General features: G+C 72.4%; 23 protein-coding genes. 11 read left to right on the top strand and 12 right to left on the bottom strand.

Going from position 1 to position 24,283, the window contains the following annotated elements; genetic code table 11:
* Positions 1–405 precede the first annotated feature (405 nt).
* Both C1A33_RS32510 and C1A33_RS37255 read left to right on the top strand, forming a co-directional pair.
* Positions 406–600, top strand: coding sequence for a helix-turn-helix transcriptional regulator (locus C1A33_RS32510; RefSeq protein ID WP_243408155.1), 195 nt, complete (start codon positions 406–408; stop codon positions 598–600).
* Between the two features lie 260 nt (positions 601–860).
* Entirely contained in the window at positions 861–1,925 is a 1,065-nt protein-coding gene (locus C1A33_RS37255; RefSeq protein WP_243408156.1) for a tyrosine-type recombinase/integrase, read from the top strand.
* Between the two features lie 335 nt (positions 1,926–2,260).
* On the opposite strand, the gene C1A33_RS32520 is transcribed toward C1A33_RS37255, so the two are convergent.
* Positions 2,261–3,415, bottom strand: a complete 1,155-nt coding sequence (locus C1A33_RS32520) for an acyl-CoA dehydrogenase family protein (protein ID WP_101836302.1) — start codon at positions 3,413–3,415, stop codon at positions 2,261–2,263.
* Between the two features lie 428 nt (positions 3,416–3,843).
* Here C1A33_RS32520 and C1A33_RS32525 point away from each other — a divergent pair, with 428 nt between their 5' ends.
* Positions 3,844–4,362, top strand: a complete 519-nt coding sequence (locus C1A33_RS32525) for a hypothetical protein (protein ID WP_133150910.1) — start codon at positions 3,844–3,846, stop codon at positions 4,360–4,362.
* A 62-nt stretch (positions 4,363–4,424) separates the two neighbouring features.
* On the opposite strand, the gene C1A33_RS32530 is transcribed toward C1A33_RS32525, so the two are convergent.
* The 4 genes from C1A33_RS32530 to C1A33_RS32545 form a co-directional block, all read right to left on the bottom strand.
* The gene (locus C1A33_RS32530; protein ID WP_165818690.1) at positions 4,425–5,267 is read right to left on the bottom strand and encodes a DUF2889 domain-containing protein; all 843 of its coding nucleotides are present in this window, start codon (positions 5,265–5,267) and stop codon (positions 4,425–4,427) included.
* Positions 5,268–5,290: 23 nt separating this feature from the next.
* Positions 5,291–6,019 (bottom strand): urease accessory protein UreG, encoded by a 729-nt coding sequence (gene ureG / locus C1A33_RS32535; protein WP_101836304.1) that lies wholly within the window; start codon positions 6,017–6,019, stop codon positions 5,291–5,293.
* 100 nt (positions 6,020–6,119) lie between these two features.
* Positions 6,120–7,208: a tRNA (adenosine(37)-N6)-threonylcarbamoyltransferase complex transferase subunit TsaD gene (gene tsaD, locus C1A33_RS32540; RefSeq protein ID WP_101836305.1), complete on the bottom strand. Its 1,089-nt coding sequence runs from the start codon at positions 7,206–7,208 to the stop codon at positions 6,120–6,122.
* Between the two features lie 175 nt (positions 7,209–7,383).
* Positions 7,384–7,920 (bottom strand): Fur family transcriptional regulator, encoded by a 537-nt coding sequence (locus tag C1A33_RS32545; protein WP_101836327.1) that lies wholly within the window; start codon positions 7,918–7,920, stop codon positions 7,384–7,386.
* Between the two features lie 189 nt (positions 7,921–8,109).
* On the opposite strand from C1A33_RS32545, the gene def reads away from it, so the two are divergent.
* From def to C1A33_RS32570, 5 genes are all read left to right on the top strand, one after another.
* On the top strand, positions 8,110–8,688 hold the full coding sequence (def, locus tag C1A33_RS32550) for a peptide deformylase (RefSeq protein WP_101836328.1): 579 nt from the start codon (positions 8,110–8,112) through the stop codon (positions 8,686–8,688).
* Positions 8,689–8,965: 277 nt separating this feature from the next.
* Positions 8,966–9,928 carry an LLM class F420-dependent oxidoreductase gene (locus C1A33_RS32555; protein ID WP_101836329.1) on the top strand — a complete coding sequence of 321 codons (963 nt, stop codon included), beginning with the start codon at positions 8,966–8,968 and terminating at the stop codon, positions 9,926–9,928.
* Between the two features lie 84 nt (positions 9,929–10,012).
* Positions 10,013–11,968, top strand: coding sequence for an FAD-binding oxidoreductase (locus tag C1A33_RS32560; protein WP_243408157.1), 1,956 nt, complete (start codon positions 10,013–10,015; stop codon positions 11,966–11,968).
* 8 nt (positions 11,969–11,976) lie between these two features.
* Positions 11,977–12,765: a precorrin-6A synthase (deacetylating) gene (gene cobF, locus C1A33_RS32565; protein ID WP_207770600.1), complete on the top strand. Its 789-nt coding sequence runs from the start codon at positions 11,977–11,979 to the stop codon at positions 12,763–12,765.
* A 305-nt stretch (positions 12,766–13,070) separates the two neighbouring features.
* Complete coding sequence (locus C1A33_RS32570) at positions 13,071–14,156, top strand: fatty acid desaturase family protein (RefSeq protein WP_165818691.1); 1,086 nt, start codon at positions 13,071–13,073, stop codon at positions 14,154–14,156.
* Between the two features lie 458 nt (positions 14,157–14,614).
* Here C1A33_RS32570 and C1A33_RS32575 read toward each other — a convergent pair whose 3' ends face one another.
* Positions 14,615–15,730, bottom strand: coding sequence for an endonuclease/exonuclease/phosphatase family protein (locus C1A33_RS32575; RefSeq protein ID WP_101836307.1), 1,116 nt, complete (start codon positions 15,728–15,730; stop codon positions 14,615–14,617).
* Positions 15,731–15,810: 80 nt separating this feature from the next.
* Positions 15,811–16,203, bottom strand: a complete 393-nt coding sequence (locus tag C1A33_RS38265; RefSeq protein ID WP_101836308.1) for a 2-oxoglutarate and iron-dependent oxygenase domain-containing protein — start codon at positions 16,201–16,203, stop codon at positions 15,811–15,813.
* Between the two features lie 187 nt (positions 16,204–16,390).
* Here C1A33_RS38265 and C1A33_RS32585 point away from each other — a divergent pair, with 187 nt between their 5' ends.
* A complete protein-coding gene (locus tag C1A33_RS32585) occupies positions 16,391–17,308 on the top strand; it encodes an NAD(P)-dependent oxidoreductase (protein WP_101836309.1) in 918 nt (305 codons plus the stop codon).
* Between the two features lie 157 nt (positions 17,309–17,465).
* Here the strand turns inward: C1A33_RS32585 and C1A33_RS32590 are convergent, their stop codons facing one another.
* From C1A33_RS32590 to C1A33_RS32600, 3 genes are all read right to left on the bottom strand, one after another.
* Positions 17,466–18,065, bottom strand: a complete 600-nt coding sequence (locus tag C1A33_RS32590; protein ID WP_101836310.1) for a TetR/AcrR family transcriptional regulator — start codon at positions 18,063–18,065, stop codon at positions 17,466–17,468.
* A gap of 286 nt (positions 18,066–18,351) precedes the next feature.
* On the bottom strand, positions 18,352–18,789 hold the full coding sequence (locus tag C1A33_RS32595) for a nuclear transport factor 2 family protein (RefSeq protein WP_165818692.1): 438 nt from the start codon (positions 18,787–18,789) through the stop codon (positions 18,352–18,354).
* Between the two features lie 44 nt (positions 18,790–18,833).
* Entirely contained in the window at positions 18,834–19,988 is a 1,155-nt protein-coding gene (locus C1A33_RS32600) for an NADH:flavin oxidoreductase/NADH oxidase (protein ID WP_101836312.1), read from the bottom strand.
* Between the two features lie 121 nt (positions 19,989–20,109).
* Here C1A33_RS32600 and C1A33_RS32605 point away from each other — a divergent pair, with 121 nt between their 5' ends.
* A complete protein-coding gene (locus C1A33_RS32605; protein ID WP_101836313.1) occupies positions 20,110–20,745 on the top strand; it encodes a PaaI family thioesterase in 636 nt (211 codons plus the stop codon).
* On the opposite strand, the gene C1A33_RS32610 is transcribed toward C1A33_RS32605, so the two are convergent.
* Positions 20,733–21,557 carry an enoyl-CoA hydratase-related protein gene (locus tag C1A33_RS32610; RefSeq protein WP_101836314.1) on the bottom strand — a complete coding sequence of 275 codons (825 nt, stop codon included), beginning with the start codon at positions 21,555–21,557 and terminating at the stop codon, positions 20,733–20,735. The genes C1A33_RS32605 and C1A33_RS32610 overlap by 13 nt on opposite strands.
* Positions 21,517–22,431, bottom strand: a complete 915-nt coding sequence (locus C1A33_RS32615; protein ID WP_133150911.1) for an NADP-dependent oxidoreductase — start codon at positions 22,429–22,431, stop codon at positions 21,517–21,519. The genes C1A33_RS32610 and C1A33_RS32615 overlap by 41 nt, the downstream gene beginning before the upstream one ends.
* A 659-nt stretch (positions 22,432–23,090) precedes the next feature.
* Here C1A33_RS32615 and C1A33_RS32620 point away from each other — a divergent pair.
* Positions 23,091–24,248 (top strand): type 1 periplasmic-binding domain-containing protein, encoded by a 1,158-nt coding sequence (locus C1A33_RS32620; protein ID WP_207770601.1) that lies wholly within the window; start codon positions 23,091–23,093, stop codon positions 24,246–24,248.
* Positions 24,249–24,283 lie beyond the last annotated feature (35 nt).

The raw sequence follows: 24,283 nt of genomic DNA on the forward strand, positions 1-24,283 counted from the left end.
CTCCCGCGTGGGCGAGATGTACTGAGGTGAGCCATACGGTGTGGTCCTCCCTACTCCCGTGGATTCCGCTGGTAATGCGATCGACAGCGCGAGAGATTGGACTTGACTCGTGATGGACGGCGCCTGGTGTCGTGGTCCGTCCTCAGGGTGATGGGGTGATGCTGGGGACCAGGGGCGCGACCTTCCTCGCATGGGTCCGCATGCACTTCATGTGATGTGTCGGCGGGTCGAGTCTCGAAGGGTGTCCCGAGTGGTTCGGGTATTCCCGATCACGGCCGGGCGGCGGCGTTTCCGCGGGCGGTGGTCGCGCGGCCTGCGGGTGGCGGGGGCGCTGGTTCGGAGTCGGCTGGCCGGTCGGCGGCGCGTGGCCGTGGGAGTAGACAGCCTGGTGGGGCTGGTCAGCGGGTGTTGCTGACTCTTGATCAGGTGCTGGTGGAGTTGGGTGGGCCGGAGGGGCCGTTGCCGCGGTCGACGTGGCAGGACTGGCAGCGTAAGGGCACGGGTCCGAAGGTCATCAAGTTGCCGAACGGGCAGATCCGCGTTGCCCGTGATGATCTGAATGCGTGGCTTGATGGCCTGACCCGGGATCCGTCCCGGTGAGCGGGCACGGCTCCTCTCGGTCTGGCGGGAACGTCGGCGGCGGGGACGAGCCGCGGTCCACGTTTGATGTGCGGGTCTGGGCTGTGCGGGAGGTGAAGGGGAAGCGGCGGACGACGTGGCAGGCCCGGTGGTGGGTAGCCGGCCGGCCATCGGAGAACTCGCGTTCGTTCACAACGAAGGGGGCGGCGGAGGCGCGTCGCGCGGAGATCCTGACCGCGGTGAAGAAAGGGGAGGCGTTTGAGGTTTCCTCGGGTCTTCCGGTGCGGGAGGTGCTCGCGCGGCGGGCGGCGGAGCCGCCTGCGGTGGCAAGAACCTGGTTGCAGGTGGCGCGGGCGTTTGTGGATGCGAAGTGGGAGCAGGGGCAGGCCCCGGGGAGCAGGCGGTCGATCGCGAATGTGCTGACCGCGGTGACGGTGGTGCTGTTCGACGGTCCGGTTCCGGTGGAGGTGGAGGAGCTGGTGCGCGAGGCGCTGCCGGGCTGGTCGTTCAACACGGGTGCGCGGACCACGGTGGGGCGTGGTGGTGTTCGTCGGGAGGTGGCGCCGCCGCAGGGCTGGGCGGGGGTGGTGGCGTGGATGGAGGCGCACAGCCGGCCGGTCACCGATCTGGCTGATCCGGATGTGGTGCGCCTGGTGCTGGGTGCGTTGACCCGACGTCTTGATGGCAGGCCGGCGGCGGCGAACACGGTCATTCGACGGCGGCAGGTTTTCGAGATGGCGGTCAAGTACGCGGTGTCGCGTGGCGATCTGGAGGTCAATCCGCTGGTGGGTGCGGATTGGCAGGTGCCGCGCACGGTGGTCGAGGTCGACCGCAGGGCGGTCGTCAACGCCGAACAGGCCGGCCGTCTGTTCGCGGCGGTCGCGCGGCGGGCCCCGGAGCTGGAGGCGTTCTTCGCGACGATATACCACGCCGCGGTCCGCCCCGGTGAACTGCAGGAGTTGCGCCTCGACCAGCTGACCCTGCCCGTCTCGGGGTGGGGTGAGGTGCTGCTGGAGGCGAACAACCCGGAGATCTCACCACGCTGGTCCGATAGTCCGCACGGGCCGCGCCAGGCCCGCGAGCTCAAACATCGGGCGAAGGGCGAAGTGCGGCCGGTGCCGCTCAATCCGCGGCTTGTCGCCGTTCTGCGCCGGCACATCGACACCTTCGGGGTCACCCCGGACGGGCGGCTGTTCCGGTCTGGACGCGGGAACGCGGTGAAGGCGACCCGCTACCTGCAGGTGTGGCGGGAGGCCCGCAAGGAGGCCCTGTCGCCGGCCGAGCAGGCATCACCGCTGGCCCGCGGCCCTACGACCTGCGGCACGCCGCGGTGTCGGGCTGGCTGAACGCCGGCGTCCCCGTCACCCAGGCAGCCGCGTGGGCAGGCCACTCGGTGCGCGTCCTGCTCCTCGTCTACGCCCGCTGCATCGTCGGACAGGACACGATTGCCAAACAGCGCATCGACGCCGCCCTGGCCACTTGGGTCGAGTCGGCGGAGGCTCCCGGAGCCTCTGCACAGGCGCCCGGAGTCGCCGAGGCGCCCCGTTCTCATCCGCGCCCTATCCGCAGCGGGCCGGAAACAGTCGGACCGAACCAGACTCAGCCGGACAGCATCCCGGCGCCGGCCGAGCCGCCGCCACCACCCGAACTGGGCCTGTGACCTGCGAAAACACTGTGCTGGTCAGGGGCGGGCGAGGTGGCGGGCGATCACCATCCGCTGGATCTGATTCGTGCCCTCGAAGATCTGCATGACCTTGGCTTCGCGCATGTAGCGCTCCACGGGGTAGTCCCTGGTGTAGCCGGCGCCGCCGAAGACCTGGACGGCGTCTTCGGTGACCTTCATGGCGGCGTCGGTGGCGACGAGTTTGGCGATGCTGCACTGGCGGCTGGCGGGCAGGCCGGCGTCGCGGCGGCGGGCGGCGGCGAGCATGGTGGCGCGGGCGGACTCGACGGCGGCGGCCATGTCGGCGAGCAGGAAGCCGAGGCCCTGATGGTCGATGATCGCCCTGCCGAACGTGTGGCGCTGCTTCGCGTAGGCGACGGCGTCGTCGAGGGCGCGCTGGGCGAGGCCGACGGCGGCGGCGGCGATGCCGAGACGGCCGGCGTCCAGGGCGGACAGGGCGATGCGCAGACCGTCGCCCTCACCGCCGATGAGGCGCTCGGCGGGGACGGGCGCGTCGTCGAAGACGATCTGGGTGGTGGGGGAGGCGGTCAGGCCCATCTTGCGTTCCGGGGGCTGGATCCGCAGGCCGGGGGTGCCGGCGTCGACCAGGAAGCACGAGACGCCGCCGGTGCGGTCGTCGGCGCGGGTGCGGGCGAAGACGGTGTAGAAGTCGGCGATGCCGCCGTGGGTGACCCACGCCTTCGTTCCTGACAGCAGCCAGCCGGCACCGGACGGGTCGGGGCGGGCGGCGGTGGTCATCGCGGCCGGATCGGAGCCGGCGTGCGGCTCGGACAGGCAGTAGGCGCCGAGGGTGCGGCCGCCGAGCAGCCAGGAGAGCAGGGCGTCGCGCTGTGGCTCGGTGCCGTGTTCGGCGAGGGGGTAGGCGCTCAGGCTGTGCACGCTGACACCGACGGCGAGCGACGCCGAACGGTAGCCGATCTCCTCCAGGACCTGCAGGTAGACCTCGTAGGACTGGCCGCCGCCGCCATAACGCTCGGGGTAGGGCAGCGCGAGCAGGCCGGCCTCGCCGAGGGTCGTGACGACCTCGCGGGGAAAGCGCGCCTGGGCCTCGTCCTCGACGACGCGGGGCTCGATCTCCTTCGCGGCGATGGTGCGCGCGAGGTCGAACAGCGCGCCGGCCTCGGGGGAGGGAGGTGTGCGGTCGGCCGGCATCGGGCGCCTCCCGGGCGGAGCCATCGGCGGGACGACGCTGACAGTACCGTGACCGTGGGGCGGGGTGATCGGGCCCGGGTGCCGCCGGGCCGAACACGGGCGCCTCGATGAGACGGCCTGTCCCTGCGCAGGAACTCTCCCGGCAATGGGCGGAGCGGGTCATAGCGGGCAGTGGGCAACCGGTCCGGAGCACCCGGTCGAAAAGGGTAACGATCCGTCCTGTGATCGTGCAGACTTCCCTCTGCGCGGAGAATTCGGGGTAATTCACCCCAGGGCCTTCTCGGAACAATGTACGCCGACCTTGTTCGGTCTGGCGTCACAGCGATTTCGGCGGTAGGCGAACGTCTGGGCCTGTTTCGTGTCGGGGATGGTCCGGGATTTCTTCTGCGTCCTTGCAAAGTCGGTGGATTTCACGGGTGGGAGCGACGATGCATCCATTTGATGCCAACGCGGGCGACACGGTGGCCAACGCGAACGTCTCGGCGAACGGGGTACCGGGCCGGTCGGTCAGCGTGCGGACGGCACTGGGCAGCCGGGTGGTGGCCTGGCAGCCGGCCGCCACGGTCGCCGTCAACGACCAGCGGTTCTTCTGCCACGGCTACGGCTTCGGCACGTCCTATCTGGCCTTCGGGGCGGTCGGCGGGTACACGCTGTTCGGTTCGAGCGTGCCGCAGGTGCTCGCCGACGAGTACCGCAAGATCGGTGAGGTGCCGACGGCCGCCGGCCTGCAGGCCAACGACGTGCTCGTCTGGTGGTCCAAGGAGCCGTACCACTCGGCCCTCGTCCACACGCCGGTCTACACCCCCACCGGCGCCCTCGACCCGGCCCAGACCCTGGTGAACTCCAAGACGGGCACGGGCGCGCTGCGGGTCGCGGTCGCCCTCACCGACGTCAAGACCGAGGACTATCCCGGCGTGTTCCGCATCGAGGTCTACCGCCGCGCCTGACCCGGCAGGCCGCGGCGGGGCTGCCCGGGGCGGGGGCGGCGCGTCCCGGCCGGGACGCGCCGTCAGCCGACCGGGTCCTGCTGGCGGGCCTGCTCGAACGCGGCGAGGACGGGCGCGGGGTAGGCGTCGACGCCGGGGATCCAGCCGGCGGCGAGCTTGCGCGAGGCGACGCCGTCGGACGCCCAGATGTGGCAGCTGGCAGCGCCGGGCGGCGGGCCGACCGGTTGTTTCCCGGCCTCGGCCGCCGCTGGCGCGGACGCCTGCTCGGCGCCGCGCGGGGGCGGCGGGGTCCGCGTGCCCCGCACACCTCCCGGGCGGCTGTCGCCCGCTACGGCCACCGCCTCGCCGGTCGGCGCGCCAGTGGCGGTGGGGGCACCGCCGGCGGGAGTGGCAGCGGCGGCGCCCGGGGTGGCAGCGCCAGGGATGATGGGTGCTGCGGCTGCGGCTGCGGCTGCGGGCCGAGGCGGGGGTGCGGTGGCGGGGTCGAGGGTGACGCCGAGCCGGCGCACGGCGCGGGCACCCATCGTGGCCTGCATGATGGCGGGGCCGGCGGTGCGGGCGAGCTCGTGCAGGTGGGCGCAGCCCTCGGCGCCGCCGATGTGCTCGCGCAGGGCGCGGGTGAATCCACCGCGCACCGACAGGCCGACGAGACGCTGCAGGTTCGGGTTGATCAGCGGGCACTCGGCGTGCGGGTAGGCGTTCATCCGCGGCTCGACGGCGACGATGCGCAGGTCGTCCTGGCGTACGTGCAGGTCGAGTTCGATGTCGTGCATGACGACGCGGTCGGCGTCGGGATGCCAGGGGCGGATGTCGCGCAGCCGAGTCCGGACGACGAACACGTCATCGTCGTCGTCGGTGTACACCTCGATGTCGATCGACCGGCGGTGCAACAGCGCGGCTGCCATCGTGGCGTGTCCCCTCCCGCTCGTCACCCAGCGGCGGACGGCACGGTGGTCTGCCGGGTGCCGCCCGGTGCCAGGTCGGCGAGCTGGGTCAGCACCCAGGTTGTCACGTCGGCGGCGCGCGGGTCGGCCGCGAGTGACGTGAACAGCACCGGGCGGGTTCCGCGGGCGGCGGCGGCGTCGCGGGCCATGACGTCGAGGTCGGCGCCGACGAGGGGGGCCAGGTCCGTCTTGTTGATGACCAGCAGGTCGCTGGAGGTGACGCCGGGGCCGCCCTTGCGCGGGACCTTGTCGCCGCCGGCGACATCGACGACGAAGATCTGCCGGTCGACGAGGCCGTAGCTGAACGTCGCGGTGAGGTTGTCGCCGCCGGACTCGACGAGGACCAGGTCGAGCGGGCCGGTGTCGGCCTCCAGGTCCTCGACGGTGTCGAGGTTGGCGGTGATGTCGTCGCGGATCGCCGTGTGCGGGCAGCAGCCGGTCTCCACCGCGCGGATGCGGGCGGTGTCGAGGACGCCGGCCCGGCGCAGGAAGTCGGCGTCCTCGGTGGTGTAGATGTCGTTGGTCACCACACCCAGGCGCAGCGTCCCCGCCAGCGACCGGCACAGGGCGGCGACCAGCGCGGTCTTGCCGCTGCCGACCGGGCCGCCGATCCCGATCCGCGGTGCCCGGCCGAGGGGGGATGACGCGCAGGCGGGCGCGCCACCGCCGCCGGAGACGTGCGGGTTCAGGTCGTGGTCGTGGCCGAGGTGCATCGTCGTTCTCCCTGGGAGATCGGGTCCGGTCTGGTCCCGCAGGGGCGTCGTCGACCCGTGGGCTGGGCTGGTCCGGCGCGGGTGCGGCGCCGCGCTCGGGTCAGGCCGCGTGGGCGGCGGGGGTGGGCAGGCCGAGCTGGGCGTGGTCGAGGAAGGCGCCGGGCATCGCGGCCAGGTCCGGGGGGGATGGCGCGGCGCCGGCGCGGACCAGCAGATCGCCGAGCGCGGCGATCATGACGCCGTTGTCGGTGCAGCGCCGGCGCGCGGGCACCCGCAGGCGGATACCGGCCTCCGCGCAGCGCGACGCCGCGAGCTCGCGCAGCCGGCTGTTCGCCGCCACCCCGCCGACGACGAGCAGGTCGGCGATGCCGTGGTCGCGGCAGGCCCGGATCGCCTTGGCCGTCAGCACGTCGACGACCGCCTCCTGGAACGAGGCGATCACGTCACCGGGCGGCACGTCGGAGTCGGGATGCGACTCGGCCCAGCGGGCCACGGCCGTCTTCAGCCCGGAGAACGAAAACGTGTACGGAGCGTCGGTGCGCCCGGTCAGCGGCCGGGGGAACGCCAGCGCCGCCCGGTCATGCCCGACGGCCGCCCGGTCGACCGCGGGACCACCCGGATAGGGCAGGCCGAGGACCCGGGCGACCTTGTCGAAGCACTCGCCGGCGGCGTCGTCGAGAGTGTCGCCGAGGTGGACGATCGGGTCGCGGGCGAGGTCGCCGACGCGCAGCAGCGACGTGTGCCCGCCGGAGACGATCAGCGCGATCAGCGGATTCGGCAGCGGCTCGCCGTCGACGAGGTCGGCGGCGAGATGGCCGGCGAGGTGATGGACACCGAAGAGCGGCACGCCGAGCGCGGTGGCGTAGGCCTTCGCCGCCGACACGCCGACGTGCAGCGCGGTGGCGAGGCCGGGCCCGGCGGTGACGGCGATGGCGCCGATGTCCGCCGGGCGCAGGCCGGCCGCGTCCAGCGCGGAGCGCACGCAGGGGACCAGCGACTGCACGTGTGCCCGTGCGGCGATCTCGGGCACGACGCCGCCATAGCGGGCGTGCTGGTCCATGCTCGTCGACAGCGCCTCGCCGAGCAGCACGCCGTCGCGCACCAGCCCGACGCCTGTCTCGTCGCAGGACGTCTCGATGCCCATCACCACGGGACCGCCCGTGCCCACCGGACCGTGCTGCGCCGGCATTCCCCGCGGCCTCCTTGCCTGCTCGTGTGCCTGCTCGTGCGTCCCTGGCCTGTGTGCCTGGCCTGTGTGATCTGCCTGCTTCGTGGTGCCCTGCCCGCTCGGCGGCCCGGCCAGCCGGTGGTGCGCCGTGCCTGCGCAGGGGCCGATTCTGCTCGCGGGGCTACGCCTGTCGAGCCTACGCCGGGGCGGCGGCCCCGCCGTCGCCCGCGGCACGCGCGTCGGCGCACGATCGGCACAGGCCGGTGAGCGCGGCGTGGTCCGGCTGCAGGCGGAAGCCGACGGTGGCGGCCAGCCGGGCGGCGACGTCGTCGAGCAGGTCGGCTGGGACGTCGGCGATCTCGCCGCAGCGGCGGCAGCGGGTGTGCAGGTGAGCACCGCCGGTGAGAGCGGCGGCCAGGTGGTAGACGGCCGGCCCGTGCGCGGGGTGCACGTGGGTGATCAGGCCGACCTCGCCGAGGGACTCCACCGCCCGGTAGACGGTCGTGCGGTGCATGCCGGGCACGATCTCGTCCGCGCGGGCCAGCACCTCCTCGGCCGACAGGTGCTCGCTGGTTTCGGCGAGCACGCGCAGCACGGCGCGGCGAGCCGGGGTGACCCGCTCGCCGCGGGCGCGCAGCCGGGCGATCCCAGCGGCGACGAGGGCGTTGTCCTCCTCGCCGCGGCGCCCGCCGGCGGCAGTGCGCTGCGCGCTCCCCGGGCCCTGGTCGGGCATGGCGTCCACCTCCGACGAAACGTTCGCGTGTGGCGGCGCGCTCCCGGCTCCGCCTGCCGATCATCGCGTACCGGCCGCGGTGTGCGCCCGTCAGGCGCGTCGCCGCGGGGGAGTGCCGCGGGGGAGTGCCGCGCGGGAGTGATGGTGCGAGGACACGGTGGTGCGGCGGGTTGTGACAGAGTGTCCGGCATGGCCGTGCTTCCCATCCGCACCGTCGGCGACCCGGTGCTGCGCACCCCGGCGGAGCCGGTCACCCGGTTCGACGCCGCGCTGGACCGGCTCGTCGCGGACATGATCGACACGATGTACGACGCCCCGGGGGTGGGGCTCGCCGCGCCGCAGATCGGCGTGGGCCTGCGGGTGTTCGTCTTCGACTGTGACTACGACCCGCGCGACCTGGCCGTGCCCCGGGTGGCCCGCACGGTCGTCAATCCGGTGCTGACGATCGTCGACGACGGCGCGCGGCAGGATGGTTCCGAGGGCTGCCTGTCCGTGCCCGGCCTGCACTTCCCGACCACCCGGGCGCTGTGCGCGACGGTCCGCGGGGTGGACGCGGCGGGTGCGCCGGTCGAGTACGCCGGCGAGGGGCTGCTCGCGCGCTGCTTCCAGCACGAGGTCGACCATCTCGACGGCATGCTCTACCTGCAGCGGCTGACCGGTGACGCCCGCACGGCCGCCGCGCGGGCGCTGCGTGAGCCACCGCCGGACGCGGCGCGGGTCCAGGCGGCCGGCGACGAGCTGCGGGCCCTGCGCCGCGCCGAGCACTGACCGGGCATCGAGCCCAACGCGAGAGACGGCGGACGGCCTGCTCCCGGCTTCGGGGGCGCGGTGCGCCGGGGACGCGGCGGGCGACGGCGGTGGCCGGGCGCGGGGAGAGGCGTGAAGGGGCACGGCCGGGCGGGCTATCGTGACATCCTTCGTTCGCTGGCGCGCCGTCGTGGTCGTGGTCGTGCCGGGAGCGGGTAACGGCGGGTGGGGGCAGGGCCGGCGAGGCGGGACGGGGGCGCTCGCGTGCGGCGAGGACGACGGTGAGTGAGGGGTGACCGTGACCGAGATCTCCGGCGGGCCGTACAAGCGGCCGTTCCGGTTCAACATCCAGTGCTCGTCCCCGGAGCGGGTCGATCCCGCCTCGTGGGCCGCGCTCGCCCGGCAGGTCGAGGACCTCGGCTACGCAACACTCACCGTCTCCGACCATCTCGACGAGCAGGTCGCCCCGATCGCCGCGCTCATGGCCGCCGCCGACGCGACGACGACGCTGCGCATCGGCGCGATGGTGTTCAGCAACGACTACCGGCATCCGGTGGTGCTCGCGAAGGAGGCCGCGACGCTCGACGCGCTGTCCGGTGGCCGCTTCGAGCTCGGCCTCGGCGCCGGCTGGATGACGTCGGACTACCAGCGCGCCGGCCTGCCGCTGGACCCGCCCGGGGTGCGCATCGCCCGCCTCGCCGAGTCCCTCGCCGTCATCAAGGGCATGTTCGCGCCGGAGCCGCTGTACTACGACGGGCGTTACTACCAGGTCGACGGCCTCAACGGCACGCCGAAGCCGACGCAGCGGCCGCACCCGCCGATCGTCATCGGCGGTGGCGGGCGGCGCTTGCTGACCCTGGCCGCGCGCGAGGCGGACATCATCGGGCTGAACATGAACATGGCCGGCGGGGTGATCGACGCCTCCCTCGGGCCGAACGCGACGGCCGCCGCCACCGAGGAGAAGATCGGCTGGATCCGCGAGGCCGCCGGCGCCCGCTGGGACGAGCTGAGCCTGCAGGTCCGCATCCACCTCGCGATCGTCACCGAGGACCGGCACCAGATCGCCGAGCAGCTCGCCGCCGGGTTCGGGCTGACCACCGAGCAGGCCCTGGTCACCCCGCACGCCCTGGTCGGCTCGGTCGACCAGATCTGCGACGATCTGGTGGAACGCCGGGAGCGCTTCGGCCTGTCCACCCTCGGGGTCGCCCTCGACGCGCTCACCGACCTCGCGCCCGTCGTCGCCCGCCTCGCCGGAACCTGACCGCCCGCCACCGCCGCCCGTCACCCGCCGTCCGAGCTGTTTCGCCATCGTCCGAGCTGTTTCGCCGTCGTCAAGGAGCCTTCGTTGGTCGAGCACATGAAGTGGTGGGGCTGGGGGCGGGAGAGCGTCTCGTTCAGCCACGGCGACAAGCCGGAACTCGCGCCGTTCATCCGCACCCACATCGGGCTCGACATCACCCGCCCGCCGGCCCAGGCGCCGGCGTTCGCGGACCTCGACGTGGCCGAGCCGACGCTCCCAGAGCCGCTGCGCGCCGCGCTGGTCGAGGCCGTCGGTGCCGAGCACGTGCACACCGACACCCTCGACCGGGTGATCCACGCGTACGGAAAGAGCCTGCGGGACCTTGTCCGCATCCGCAACCAGGACCTCGGCCGGCTGCCCGACGTGGTCGTCTACCCCGGCGACGAGGACGCGGTGCGCGCCGTGCTCACGGCCGCCCTGGACGCCGACGCGGTCGTGATCCCGTTCGGCGGCGGGACGAACATCTCCGGCAGCCTGGAGGCGCCGCGCGACGAGATCCGGCCGGTGATCTCCGTCGACCTCGGCCGCCTCGACCGGGTGCTCGACGTCGACACCGACGCGCGCCTGGCCCGCGTGCAGGCCGGGGCGCTCGGCCCGCACCTGGAGGAGCAGCTCGGCGCCCAGGGCTGGACGCTCGGCCACTTCCCGGACAGCTTCAGCCATTCGACCCTCGGCGGCTGGATCGCCACCCGCTCCTCGGGGATGCAGTCGGACAAGTACGGCGACATCGCCGAGATCACCCGGGCGGTGCGGGTCGTCACCCCCGCCGGGGTGCTCGTCACCCGGCCGGTGCCCAGCCAGTCCACCGGGCCGAGCGTGCGCGAGATGGTGCTGGGCAGCGAGGGCCGGCTCGGCATCATCACCGAGGCGACCGTGCAGGTCCACCGGGTGCCCGAGGAGCGGGTCATCCTCGGCTACTTCTTCCCGACCTGGGACGACGCGCTCGTCGCGATGCGGGAGATCGCCGAGAGCGAGGCGCAGGTGACCGTCACCCGCGTCTCCGACGCCAACGAGACCCGGTTCTCCTTCGCCACCCGCAAGAAGGGCTCGCTCGCCTCCGGGCTCGTCTCCTCGGGGATGAAGCAGTACCTGCGCCGCGTGCGCAAGTGGGACCTCGAGCAGATGTGCCTGTCGTTCATCGGCTTCGAGGGCAGCGCCGGGCATGTGCGCGCCCAGCGCAAGCTCGTCGGGGAGATCGTCGGGCGCCACGGCGGGCTGTGCGTCGGCACCGGCCCCGGCCAGCTCTACGACCAGAAGAAGTTCGACACCCCCTACATCCGCGACTTCCTGCTTGGCCAGGGCGCGGTGGCGGACGTGTCGGAGACGGCGACGAGCTGGTCGACGCTCGCCCCGCTCTACCGCGGTGTGGTCGCCCGGGCCAACAAGGCCTTCGAGGAGATCGGCGTCAAGGGGTGGATCATGTGCCACCTCTCGCACTCGTACCACTCGGGTGCCTGCCTGTACTTCACCTTCGCCTACGCCACCCCGATCACCCTCGACGCGATCGTCGGCTACGACACGGTGAAGTCCGCGATCCAGCAGGGTTTCATCGACCTCGCCGGCACCCTGTCGCACCATCACGCCGTCGGCGTCGAGCACGCCTCCTGGCTCGCCGACGACATCTCGCCGGCGGGCGTGAGCCTGCTGACCGCCCTGTTCGACGGCGTCGACCCCGGCCGCAACCTCAACCCTGGCAAGATCATCCCTGCCGGCTCGCCGCCCGCGCTGTCCCCCGCCTTCGTGGCCCACGCCGTCGAGACCGCCGTCATCGACGCGGTGGTCGACGCGGGAGTGGTCGACCAGGCGGCGGGCACCGAGGCGGAGTTCGGTGCGGCGGAGATCGCGGCGGCGCGGGTTGTCAAGGCGGAGGCCGTCGAGCCGGCGGTGGTCGAGGCACGGGTGTCCACCGAGTCCCCCGCCGAGCCGGCGGCGTCCGCCGAGCCGTCGGAGGCGGCGGGGGGCGTCGGAGCCGCTGCGGCGGCCGGTCGGGCCGCGGGCTAGGCGAGCCGGTGCGGACGATCCTGGTGATCGGGATCGGCGCCGGCGATCCCGACCAGCTCACCCTGCAGGCGGTGCGGGCCCTGGGCCGCGCGGACGTGTTCTTCGTCCTCGACAAGGGCCCGTCCGCAGCCGATCTGGTCGCCCTGCGCCGCCAGATCCTCGACCAGCATCTCGTCCCCGACAGCTACCGGATCGTCGAGGCCGCCGACCCGCGCCGCGACCGCGACCCCGGTAACACCGCCGGCTATGGCGTGGCGGTCGATGACTGGCATGCCCGCCGCGCCGAGCTGTACGAGCGGATGATCACGGACGAGGTGCCGGAGGACTGCGTCGGCGCGTTCCTCGTCTGGGGGGATCCGTCGCTGTACGACAGCACACTGCGGATCCTCGAGCGGGTCGAGGCGCGCGGCGCGGTCGCGTTCGACTGTGAGGTCATCCCCGGGATCACCAGCGTGCAGGCGCTCGCCGCCCGCCACCGCCTGGTCCTCAACCGCGTCGGCGGTCCGGTCACGATCACCACCGGTCGCCGTCTCGCCGAGGACGGCTTCCCGCCCGGCGTCGACGACGCCGTCGTCATGCTCGACGCCGGCACCGCGTTGCGCGACCTCGACGACCCCGACCTGCACATCTACTGGGGCGCCTACCTCGGCACCGACGACGAGCTGCTGCTGTCCGGCCGCGTCGGCGACGTCGGCGGCTCCATCGCCCGCACCCGCGCCGACGCCCGTCGCCGCAAAGGCTGGATCATGGACGTCTACCTCCTGCGCCGCGACCCCCCGCCCGCGCCGTCTCCGTGAACCGTACCCGTCGTGCGACAATGCGCGGCGAAACGGCGTCTGACGGCCAAATTCTGGCTGACGAGTTCGTCGAATTCATGACGAATCCGACGATCGCGCGCTCCACCGGCTGGGCATTGCTGCCACACTGACGGGCAGGAAACGTCGGGCCGGGCACGGCTCGGTAGCGGCCAGGGTGGCGGCGTCATCCGGGTCGGTGTTCATGATGATTCTACCGCGCGGAAATGCCACGTCCAGCCCTGATCGGCAGGCCTGGTGGAACGGTTTCCCGTGGGCCGGGTCGGTATTGCTCGAGGAGCGTATCCATGGCAAGCCTGGTGGAGGTCCGGTCGGCGCAGAGTCTCACGACGGCGGACGACCGGGGACGTAACGCGGAACTGCTGGCGCTGGTGCGCGCCGCCGGGCTCATGGACCGGAATCCGGCCTACTACGGGTGGTGTCTCGCGGCGGACTGGGCGTTGCTCGTCCTCGGCTGGGTCGCCTTCGTTCTTGTCGGACGGTCGTGGTGGCAGCTGGGAGTCGCGGTCGTGCTGGGAGTGGCCTTCACGCGCATCGGCTTCCTCGGGCATGACGCCGGCCATCGTCAGGTGTTCCGGTCGCGGCGAGGCAACGACATGCTGGGCCTGCTGGCGACGAACGTCGCGATCGGGCTGAGTTTCGGCTGGTGGGTGGACAAACATCGGCGCCATCACCTCAACCCCAATCACGAGGGCCTCGACCCGGACATCGAGAACAAGGTGGTCGCGTTCTGTCCGCGGCCGGCGGCCGGGCGCGGACGGCTTGCCCGGCTCGCCGTCCGGTTCCAGGTACCGGTCATCTGCCTCGCCATACCCATGCAGGCCACCGCCCTGCACCTCAAGAGCGCGCTGTTCCTGGCGCGGCGGGGGAGTCGCCACCGCGCGCTCGAGATTCTCGGGCTCACCCTGCACCTGGCTGTGTACGCCGGGCTTGTCGCCACCGTGCTCGATCCGCCGCGCGCCTTCGTGTTCGTCCTGGTGCAGCAGGGGGTGTTCGGCACCTGTTTCGCGCTGGTCGCCGTGCCGAACCACACCGGACTGCCGATTGTGCGGGGTGCTCCGCGGGCGGACTTCGTCTGGCGGCAGGTGGTGACCGCCCGCGATATCGACGGAGGCTGGCTCGTCGACTATCTGTACGGCGGGCTGAACCACCAGATCGAACATCATCTGTTCCCGAGCATGCCGCGGCGGGCCCTGCGCGGGGCGCGGCCGCTGGTGGCGGAGTTCTGCCGGTCCCACGACATTCCCTACGCGCACACGTCGGCGCTGGAGTCCTACCGGCAGGCGTTCGGCTACCTGCACGACGTAGCCAGGATGAGGATCGCGTCCGCGTCGGGCCAGCGCACAACGGAACGTCGGACGGCCTCGCGGTGACGGTCGAGGTGGTCATTTGGGGCACATGTTCACCACAGGTAACCGTAGTAGCCGGCTACGGTTCGTATGCTTGCTGTGTCGTACGTCATAATTACAGGCCAGACTGGTGACGTGGCTGACTATGACCTCACCCGACTCGGGCCCGCCGAGTTCGAACACATGGTGCAGGCGCTCGCCGCGAGGCTGCTGCGCGATCCGGCTCCTCGACATCCCGAACTCAGACTGGGCCGTGGCGTCGGCCTTCACCACCCTGCTGCGGCAGTGGCTCCAGCACCGGCCGGTCGGCCGGCACGCGCTCGCCGCCTACGCGCCCCACCTCCCCGGCCACGCTGCGAGAGGCGCGCAGCGGCCTCGTTGACCCAGAGTCCGGACCGTCCAGGTAGGCAGGCGAGCACAGGTAGGCAGGCGAGCAGCGGCCGGAACCGGGAGACCGAGGAGATCGGGGCGGGGAGGAGCGGTCAGCGCGACAGGTCGAGGTCGGCGTAGATGGCGGCGTGGTCGGAACCGGCGTGCACCTCCTTGGTCATCGTGTCGTAGATCGGCCAGAGCGTGCCCCGCTTGCCACCCCAGACGCCCCTGCGGAAGATGCCACCGCCGGTCGCCGCCGCGTACAGCGCGGGGGACAGCAGCACGTAGTCGAGCTTGCCGCGGGCGGTGCAGTAGCCGTAGGTGCCCGGCCGGCCTCCGTCGTCGAAGGCGGGATGCTCGCTGATGTCGTGCAGGTCGGTGTCGCGCAGCAGTGGTGCCAGCGGATCGCTGTCCGGGGTGTCGTTGAGGTCGCCGAGCACGACGACGTCGCGCAGGCCGTCGTCGACCAGGCCGCGGTAGATCTCGGCGATCCGCTGTGCCTGCCGGCGGCGCAGCGCGTCGGAGGCGACCTTGCCGCCGTAGCCCTTGCTCTTGAGGTGGTTGACCAGCACGACCAGCGGCCGTCCCGCCGGCGTCCGGAGATGATATTCGGGGCAGTCCCGGCTGAAGATCCGACCGTGCGCGTCGGTGTCGTCGACGTGGCTGCGCTGCCCGGTCAGCCGGTACCCGGCGGCGGCCAGGATGCCGACGTCGATGCCGCGTTCGTCGTTGCCCTCGACCACCATGACCTGCGGATAGCGCGGTCGGCCCGCGACGAGCAGGCTTGCGTCGGTGAACCGCTTGAGCGCGATCCGGTTCTCCGCCTCGATCACGCCGAGCACGTCCGCGGCGACGTCGTGCATGACCCGGGCGGTGTTGAGCATGGCCTGCTCGTCGACCCGGTCTGTGGTCAGCTCCACCCAGCCGATCCAGTCACCGCGCCCGCCGGCGACGATCTCGACCGTGCCGTCACGCTTGCGTCGGAGTAATCTCCCGCGGTTCTGCCGCAGCCGGGCGAAGCGAGCGCTGTCACTGGTGAACAGGCCGAGTCGACGTAGCAGCCGCAGAATGCCGGCTCTGATCTCGGCGGTGCACTCCGGCTCCTCCAGCAGCGCGCAGATCTGCTCGAACGCCTCCAGCGCCGGCCGCCCCGCCGCCCACGTCGGCTGCTCCAGCACCCGAGCCCGGTTGAACAGGTTCTCCACGTTGTAACTGGCGATCCGCACCCGGACTCCCCGGGCCGCCCGCGAAGCGCGCCGGCCGGAACGGCCGCGGGCGGAGACGCCACGGAATGGCCCGAACCCATTCAACCGTGGCGCCTGGCACCCGCGGCCTGGTTTCGTCGATCGCCGTGGGTCGTCGCCCGCATTGTGTGGTGGGCTGGGCGCGAGGCAGTAGCTCTCCGAGCGGCCCGCCGCGGCGGCGGCGCCCACCGCGGCCGCCTGCGCCTCGCCGCCGAGCGGCACGGAGTCGCGTCGCGGCACGCGGTGCTCCCGGGCTCTCGGCTGCGGTCCTTCACCAAGGCCGGCAGGGCGAAGAACCGCGCAGATACCGTCAGCGCACGTTCGATCATCTCGGCCGGTATTTCGTGGTCGACGATGCCGAAGAATCCCAAGGAACGGCAGGCGGTGTCGATCTCGTCGGCGAGACGGTGCAGTGACGCGGGATCATTCTCCGATATTCCGCGCAGTGACAGCACCGGTACGCCCGACGGGTTCCGACCTCGTCGGACCGGCGCGGCAAGCTGGCCGCCACGGCCGCCCCTGAAGCGGCCCGCATCCTATACTGGTGCCTCGGCCAATGCTTCGGCCGATGGTCGCCCGTGGACCATGTCCGCGACGGCCGGCTCTGTTGGTGAAACCTCGGTGTAACGGGAGCGTCCAGCTATGCGGGTTGCCTTTGTCGGTCTCGGGAACATGGGTTTCCCCATGGCGGGCCACATAGCGCGGGCGGGCTTCTCGACCGTCGTTCACAACCGCACGGCGAGAACGGCGTCACGGTGGGTCGAGGAGTACGCGGGGCGGGCCGCCGACTCGCCGGCGCAGGCCGCGGCGGGCGCACGGGTCGTGTGTCTGTGCGTGGGCGCGGACGACGACGTCCGCGAGGTCACCGTCGGCGCGGACGGGGTGCTTGCTGCCCTGAACCCGGGCGCGGTGATCGTGGATCACACCACCACCTCGGCCGAGGTGGCGACCGAGATCGCGGCGCGGGCGGCGGCCGTCGGCGTCGGGTTCGTCGACGCGCCGGTGTCGGGCGGGCAGGCGGGCGCCGAGGCGGGGCGGCTCAGCATCATGTGCGGGTCCGAGCCGTCGGTACTGGAGACCGTCCGGCCGGTACTCGAGTGCTACGGGTCGACGATCACCAGGATCGGGCCGGTGGGCAGCGGCCAGCTGACCAAGATGGTGAACCAGATCCTCGTCGCCAGTGCGATCGAGGGCGCCGCGGAGGCGATCAACTTCGCCGCCGCCGCCGGGCTTGACACCGACCTCGTGCTCGCGGCCGTCACCGGGGGAGCAGCCAGCTCCTGGTACCTGGCCAACCGCGGGCACACGATGGTCCGCGACGAGTTCGACTTCGGCTTCGCCGTCGACTGGATGCGCAAGGACCTGCGGATCTGCCTGGCCGAGGCGGCGCGGCGCGGAATCCCGCTGCCGCTGACGGCTATGGCGGAGGGCGACTACCAGGCAGCGCAGGACCGCGGCGACGGCAAGCTGGACGCCACCGCGGTGATCCGGCTGCGCCGCGCCGAGACCGAGGCGAGGGCGACCGACGCCGACGGCCCCGCCCCGTCGCCCGCCCCCTGACGCCTGGTCCTGCTGCAGGTGCCTGCCCGGGGCGCGCGATGATCGCCGTCGCCGGCGGCACATCGTGGCAGTTTCCTGGCAGGTTTGCGGGCTCCTCGGGCGGCGATGCCCGCGGCTGCCGCCACCGGGCATGGGCCGTGTCCCCGGACGGGGATCGTCAGCCGGCGCTTCGCAGGCCGACCATCCGGCGCGCCAGCTCGAGGAAGTCGGCGGTCAGCACGTCGAGCCCGAACGGGCCGGCCGGGTCGTACCAGCTGGAGATCGCGGTCAGCGAGGACAGGATGGCGTTGCGTGTGATCCGGGGGTGGGTGAGGTCGAACACCCCGTCCGCGGCACCGTCGCGGAGGATGTCGGCGAGGATCACGTCGAACCTGTCGCGCAGGCGCATGTACGCCTCCTGCCGATCATGCGTGAGCGACCGGACCTCGATGCTCGCGATGAAGGTCTCCTCACGCCGGACGACATGCCACCGCACCAGCGTGCGGACGTAGGCGTCGAGGCGGTCGACCGGTTCCTGGAGACCGTCGAGGTTCTGCTCGAGGTCGACGATGATCTCGTCCAGCAGGTCGACCAGGAGCCGGTGCAGGAACTCCTCCTTGCTGGCGAAGTAGTAGTACAGCGATCCCGGCTTGAGTCCGGCCGCCTCCGCGAGCTGCCGGGTGTTCATGGCTTCGAAGCCATGCCGGTAGAGCAGATCCACCCCGGCCGCGCGCACGCGCTTCCAGGTCTCGTCCCGGTTGGACCCCGCGACTCTCACGCCCTCACCTTTCTCGCCGGCCGTGGCGGCGCGACGATGACGTCCCGACGGCGGTGCCCGGTCCGATCATGGCCGACAGGCCCGCGACGGGCCCCTCCAGCCCCTTTCACACCAACGACCCGAGGATAGGACAGTTGTCGGGACCGGCCGGACCGACTCGACGCCCACCGCGTCACCGGCCCGGCCGTCGACGGGCACGGCACCGCTGTCCGCGGGGAACGGGCCCGCCGGGAGCGGCGCCGGTCGGGAGCGGCGTCCGCGGGCGGCGGTGTCCGCGCACACGGCGTCAGGGGCGCGCCTGCACCGATGCCGGGTGCCGAAGAGCCACCTCGATGCCGTCCGAGACCAGCCATCTCCGCACGATTCGCCGCCAGATCTTCCACTCCTCGCCCACCAGTCGGTACTCGTCGTCGTAGGTGGCCGCCACCAGGGTCGGCCGGTCGTCATGGTCGACGCAGACCGCGAAGGAGTCACTCACCCCGGTCGCTGATCCGGTGCCCGTCCGGGTCACCACCTGGTTGGTGGTCCAGTGATGTGTGGACACGTACGCCGCGCGCACGAAGTCCAGGGCGGACGCGAGCTCGGCGTGGCCGCGGAAGCGCCCCGCTCGCCGACCGATGACGTACTCGCCGTCGGCATGCCAGACAGACAGGAACGTCGCCTGGTCGGCCTGGTCGACGCCGTGACAGTACCGGGCACCGAGCTCCACGCACCGGGTGCGCACCCAGAGTTCCTCGACGCGGTCGGCTGTCCGCCGCGGGTCGGCCATCACCGCGTGCCGCCGGGCCGCGCGTCCCGGGCGAGGCGGTCGAGCTGCCGCTGCCGTTTGGCCAGCCAGGACCGGCTCTGCAGGGGCAGGAGGTCGAACCGGTCGGCGGCGTCGTACTGGCCGAGCTCCTCGCGCGCGCGGATCGGCCAGCTGGGCTCGGCCAGCGCCTGCCGGCCGAGCGCGACCAGGTCCGCGTGGCCGTCCCGCACGATGGCGTCCGCCTGCGCCGGTTCGGTGACCAGGCCCACCGCGACGGTCGGCACACCGGCCCGGGCCCGGACCTCGCTGGCCCAGGCGACCTGGTAGCCGGGACCCATGACGTGGGTGTAGGCGCCGCCGTAGCCACCGGAGGAACAGTCGACCGCGTCCACGCCGAGCTGGCGCAGGCGCCGGGCGAACTCGACGGTCTGCTCGATGCCGATGCCGATGCCGTCCGCGCCGTTGTCGACGGCCGCGACGCGGACCAGCAGTGGCCTGGTGTCCGGCCAGGCCGCCCGGACGGCCTCGACGACCTGGAGGGGGAAGCGCATCCGGCCCTCGAGGGAGCCGCCGTAGGCGTCGTCCCGGGTGTTGCTCAGCGGTGAGAGGAAGGAGTGCAGCAGGTACCCGTGTGCCATGTGCAGTTCGATGGCGTCCGCCCCGGCCCGGTGCGCGCGCTCGGCGGCGGCGCCCCAGAGGTGGAGCTGCGCGGGCAGCTCCTCCGACCGCAGCGAGACGGGCCGCTGCCACCCGTCGAGGTACGGCGCGTCGGTCACCGACCGGATGTCCCAGCGGCCCGCGGCGGGTCGATCCGCCTCGGACGCCCACGGCGGGAGGGTGGCCGCCTTGGGTCCGGCGTGGGCGAGCTGGATCCCGAAGCACGCACCCGCGTCGTGGACGCAGTCCGCGATCCGGCGCAGCGGCCCGATCTGGTCGTCGCGCCACAGTCCGAGATCACCGTAGGTGAGGCGGCCCTCGTCCGCGACCGCGGTTGCCTCGGCCATGACCAGACCGAACCCCCCCATGGCGAAGCGTCCCAGGTGGACCAGGTGGTGGTCGTTCGCGAGCCCGTCGGTGGCGGAGTACTGGCACATCGGCGAGACTACGATGCGATTACGTAAAGTGACGCCGCGAAGGGTGAACTCGTCGAACAGACGACCCTGGGTCCGACTCATCCGACGCCTCCCTGGGGTTAGATTCTATCGAGCGACCGCTAGATAACGTAGGTCGCCGCTCCACGTTCGTCAACAGAGCGACGTGGATCGCACACGACACGACCCTGCGAGGGAGAGCGACATGCGTGACCCGGCTGGTGCCGTTCCGAGGGCGCGTGACCGCGCGGCCTACCGGCGTGTCGTCGACCGGGCCGCGCGCATCCTCGACCAGCTGGCGGTCCTCGCGCCTGATGCCGACACGATGCGCCGCTGCGAGGCGGCCCTGGCGGGGGTGGAGGTCGCCCTGCGGGTGCTGCCCACCCTGCCGGAGGACGTGACGGCACCCGCGCACGCGCCGGGAAACCCGAGGTTCCAGCCGGCGGAGCGGGGGCTCGTCCCGGCGTACGCCGTGGCCGAGAGCGACGGCGGGCGGCTGTCCGGGCAGGTGCGGTTCAGCCCGCGTTTCGGCGGCACCGCCGCCGTGCACGGCGGTGCGCTCAGCCTGTTCTTCGACGACGCCCTCGGCAGGGTCGCCAACGCCGCGGTGACGGGCGGCGTCGCCCGCACCGCGTTCCTGCGGGTCGACTACCGCAGCCCGGCACCGCTGGAGGTCGCGCTGTCCTGCCGGGTCTGGATCGAACGGGTCGAGGGCCGCAAGGGTTTCGTACGCGGCGAGATGCGCCACGGCGAGACGCTGACGGCCGAGGCGGCCGGCCTGTGGATCGCCGCCCGCCCGTACGCGTTCCGGCAGCCCGCACAGGGCTGTCACGCCGAGTAGTTGGCCGGGCGGCGCTCCAGGGTCGCCCGGCGCGCCTCCAGCGAGTCGGGATGACCCGACAGCTCCCGGGTGAGGCCCTGCTCGAAGGTGTAGCCGGGCTGCAGGTCCATCACCTCGATGGCGTTGAGGCTCCGTTTCGCCATCCGGATCGCCGCCGTGCTGTGCCGGACGATACGGGCCGCGTGCGCCCGGGCCAGGGCGACCACGTCGTCCGGCGAGGTCGTCGCGACGACGGAGCCCAACGCCACCAGCCGGTGGACGTCGACGGGCTCGCCGGTCAGGTACATCCAGCGCACGATCGGCTCGGGCACCAGGCGTGCGAGGTGGCGGGCGCCGCCCATGATGCCGACCCCGATCTCCGGGGTGCCGAACCGGGCGTCCTCGGCGGCGACCACGAAGTCGCACGAGGCGGCGATCGCGAGGCCGGTGCCCACGGCCGCCCCTCGCACCGCGCCGACGACGGCGATCGGGCAGTCCTGGATGGCGAAGAAGGCGGCGCGGACCTCGGCCATCCGCTCGTCGGAGTTCTCCGGGGACAGCGTCGCGAACTCGTGCAGGTCGTTGCCCGCGCAGAAGTGGCGGCCGCGGCCGGCGAGCACGATCGCCTTCGCGCCGGGCAGGTAGCGCTCGGGCTGCGAAAACAGCGCCTCCAGCTCGCGGTACATGGCCTGGGACACCGAGTTCACCGGCGGGCGGGCGAGCCACACGGTGGCGATGGCGTCCCCGATCTCCAGGTCGAGGTGTGCGAACCGGTGCCCGTCGAGCACCGGTTCACCGGTGGTCGGGGATGAGGACGACGTTGCGTTGACCATCGTGCTCGAACTCCTTGTGCGCGGCGTGAACGTCTGTCATGGGCAGGACGCGGGGCGTCTCGAGCGTGAGGGCGCCGGCGCGGACGAGCTCGACCAGCTCCGCGAGCTGCGCACCGGACTCCTGGGTGATCAGAACGGCGCGCGACAGGGACCGGCGCGCGAGCACCTCCCGCGTCGGCAGGCGGTCGGGCACCAGGCCGAGGTAGCGGCCGCCGTCGGCGAGCGCCGAGGAGAAGTCGCCGCCGGCTGCGTCGATGACCACGTCGACCGGGCGCGGCGGGGCCTGGCCCACGTGCGGGATGATCAGGTCGTGGACGGGCAGGCGATCCACCTGCTCCGGGCGCCGGACCAGACCGTGGACCCGCACGCCCCGCCGGAGCAGCAGCTGGACGACGAGGCGACCGACCGAGCCGCCGGCCCCGGCGACGAGGACCTCCGCACCCGGTGCCGGGTCCACCCGACGGACCGCCTGGTAGGCCGTGAGGCCGACGAGGGGGAGCCGCGCCAGCGGGACGGGGTCCAGCTCGGCGGGGAGGCGGGCGACGCCGGCGCGCGGCAGGCACACCCGTTCCGCCCAGGTGCCCCGGCCGGTGAGCGCCAGGGCCGACATGGCGAGCACCCGGGTGCCCACCGGCAGGTCGGCCACCTCCCCGCCCGTCCCGACGACCGTTCCGACCAGGTCGTAACCCAGGGTGAAGGGAAAGTCCCCCCGCGCCGGCATGACGGCTCCCGTCCGGATCTTGACGTCGGCGGGGTTGATGGACGTCGCGATCGCCTCGATCGCCACCTCGTCCGGGCCTGGCGCCGCGTCCTCGACCGACTGGAGGAGCAGGGACTCGATGCCACCAGGGGCGGTCAGGCGGATCGCGAGCATCACGGCGTCCCTCGTTCGACGGATAAATCGTGCGACCGTTCGAATCTAGCGCAGACGGCTCCGTGCCGCACTCCGCGACCACAGTCCGCACTCCGCGCCCGCGGCTCGCGCGCGAGCCGGTTGCGGGGGGTGGGGCGGCCGCGGCTGGTGGGTCGGCGGCGCGGTACGGGGCGCGAACCGGCTTCCTGCGCGCCGCGGATTGCCGGCGGCCGCCAGGGGCCGGTGATATCCGGGCGATATTCGCCGGTGCGATGCCGAGCGCTCCGCGGTGTCCGCGCGGAAGAACCGCGGCGGTCCGCCGCCGTGGTTCCCGGCCCCGGGTGAGAACACCTGGGGATATATCCCTCCATGCCCGCGCATGGTGTGCAACCGGCGTATTCCCCGCCGTCGTGGCGGCCGGCGCCTATCGGAGGAGTTCCGCTCACCTCGCGTGCCGCCCACCTGTGCCGCGCGACAACGGATCGCACCAGAACACGTGAGCAACCAGGTGTTTTCACCTGAGACACAGGTCACCGGCAATGGCACAGTCGTCGACACCACGGCGGCGCCATCCGGCATATCAGACATAAAGGATCCGGTCTCGTGCCCACGCCGGCGGCGCCGTCATCCGGGCCATGGGCCGACGGTTCCGCCTCACCTGTAGTCATCGGAGGAACGCAGTGCGTGTTAGAAGAAGGGCAGCCCTCGGTGCGGTGGCGCTGGCCACGACACTCCTGAGCGTCGCCGCGTGCGGCTCGAGTGGCTCAGGCGGCGATACGGCGTCACCCGGCACCGCCGCGTCGCAGGGCGCGTCCTCGTCGACGCAGGCGGACGCGGCGGCTTACCTCGCCAAGGTCGTCGCGGCCCCCCAGGGGATCGGGTACTCGACACCGATCACCAAGAGGGCGCCGAGTGGGCTCAGGGTCGTCGTCCTGGAGGCGAACGTGCCCATCGCCCGGCGGATCGACGAGGAACGCGCCGCGGCCGCTGCGGCGCTGGGCTGGAAGTTCTCGAAGATCGTCATCGGCACGGGTGCGGAGGACGCGGCGAAGGCGATGTCGCAGGCGCTCGACCAGAAGCCGGACTTCATCTTCGAGGCCGGCTACAACATGTCGGCGTTCGGTGATCAGGTGGCCCGCGCCCAGAGCCAGGGCGTGAAGATCATCGCGCAGTGCATCACCGACAAACCGTCCGGCCCGCTCATCGCCGTGGACTGCGACCTGCGCTCGACCGACCTCATGGCCAAGGCCTCGGCCGCCTACATCGCGACGCACGGCAACGGTCACGACGTCATCCAGCTGCTGTCGTCGACGTCGTTCCCCATCGATGACTACTACGGGAAGTCGCTGGCCACCCAGCTCAGGCCCTGGTGCCCCAAGTGCCAGGTGAAGACGGTGTCGTTCCAGCTCTCCGACCTCGGCACGAAGCTTCCCGGCATGGTCGTCAGCGCGATCCAGCGCGATCCCGACACCACCTACATCGTCTCGTCCTTCGGGGACGCCATGACCGGCCTCGAGCCGGCGCTGGCGGCGGCCGGCCTGTCCGGCAAGGTCAGGATCGGCGGCTACCTGCCCGGAGTCGACCAGTACCAGGGCCTGCGCGACAACAAGCAGGTCTTCTGGGCCCAGGACCAGGCGCCGATCGCCGGCTGGCGGGAGATGGACATCGCGGTCCGCGCCGCGGTCGGTGACCCCATCAGCACGGTGACCGACACGGCGCCGGTGTCCCAGGTGCTCACGTCGGACAACATCGGCGCCGCCTCGTTCGACAGCGCGGGCTTCTGGCTAGGGGTGAAGGACTTCGCCGACATCTACAAGAAGCTCTGGCTGCTCGCCTGACGCCGTACCGCCGGCGTGGGACGGCGCCGGCGGAT

The sequence above is a fragment of the Frankia canadensis genome (genome assembly GCF_900197875.1).
GTDB lineage: Bacteria > Actinomycetota > Actinomycetes > Frankiales > Frankiaceae > Frankia > Frankia canadensis.

Bases quoted from the DNA above. Each gene is read 5' to 3' on its own strand.
- tsaD (WP_101836305.1), bottom strand. From the start codon at position 7,208: ATGCCGGCGCAGCACGGTCCGGTGGGCACGGGCGGTCCCGTGGTGATG.
- C1A33_RS32545 (WP_101836327.1), bottom strand. From the start codon at position 7,920: ATGCCCGACCAGGGCCCGGGGAGCGCGCAGCGCACTGCCGCCGGCGGG.
- C1A33_RS32610 (WP_101836314.1), bottom strand. From the start codon at position 21,557: ATGGTCAACGCAACGTCGTCCTCATCCCCGACCACCGGTGAACCGGTG.
- C1A33_RS32605 (WP_101836313.1), top strand. From the start codon at position 20,110: ATGCGTGACCCGGCTGGTGCCGTTCCGAGGGCGCGTGACCGCGCGGCC.
- C1A33_RS32600 (WP_101836312.1), bottom strand. From the start codon at position 19,988: ATGAGTCGGACCCAGGGTCGTCTGTTCGACGAGTTCACCCTTCGCGGC.
- C1A33_RS32585 (WP_101836309.1), top strand. From the start codon at position 16,391: ATGCGGGTTGCCTTTGTCGGTCTCGGGAACATGGGTTTCCCCATGGCG.
- C1A33_RS32530 (WP_165818690.1), bottom strand. From the start codon at position 5,267: ATGGCAGCCGCGCTGTTGCACCGCCGGTCGATCGACATCGAGGTGTAC.
- C1A33_RS32615 (WP_133150911.1), bottom strand. From the start codon at position 22,431: ATGCTCGCGATCCGCCTGACCGCCCCTGGTGGCATCGAGTCCCTGCTC.
- def (WP_101836328.1), top strand. From the start codon at position 8,110: ATGGCCGTGCTTCCCATCCGCACCGTCGGCGACCCGGTGCTGCGCACC.
- C1A33_RS32525 (WP_133150910.1), top strand. From the start codon at position 3,844: ATGCATCCATTTGATGCCAACGCGGGCGACACGGTGGCCAACGCGAAC.
- ureG (WP_101836304.1), bottom strand. From the start codon at position 6,019: ATGCACCTCGGCCACGACCACGACCTGAACCCGCACGTCTCCGGCGGC.
- C1A33_RS32570 (WP_165818691.1), top strand. From the start codon at position 13,071: ATGGCAAGCCTGGTGGAGGTCCGGTCGGCGCAGAGTCTCACGACGGCG.
- C1A33_RS32520 (WP_101836302.1), bottom strand. From the start codon at position 3,415: ATGCCGGCCGACCGCACACCTCCCTCCCCCGAGGCCGGCGCGCTGTTC.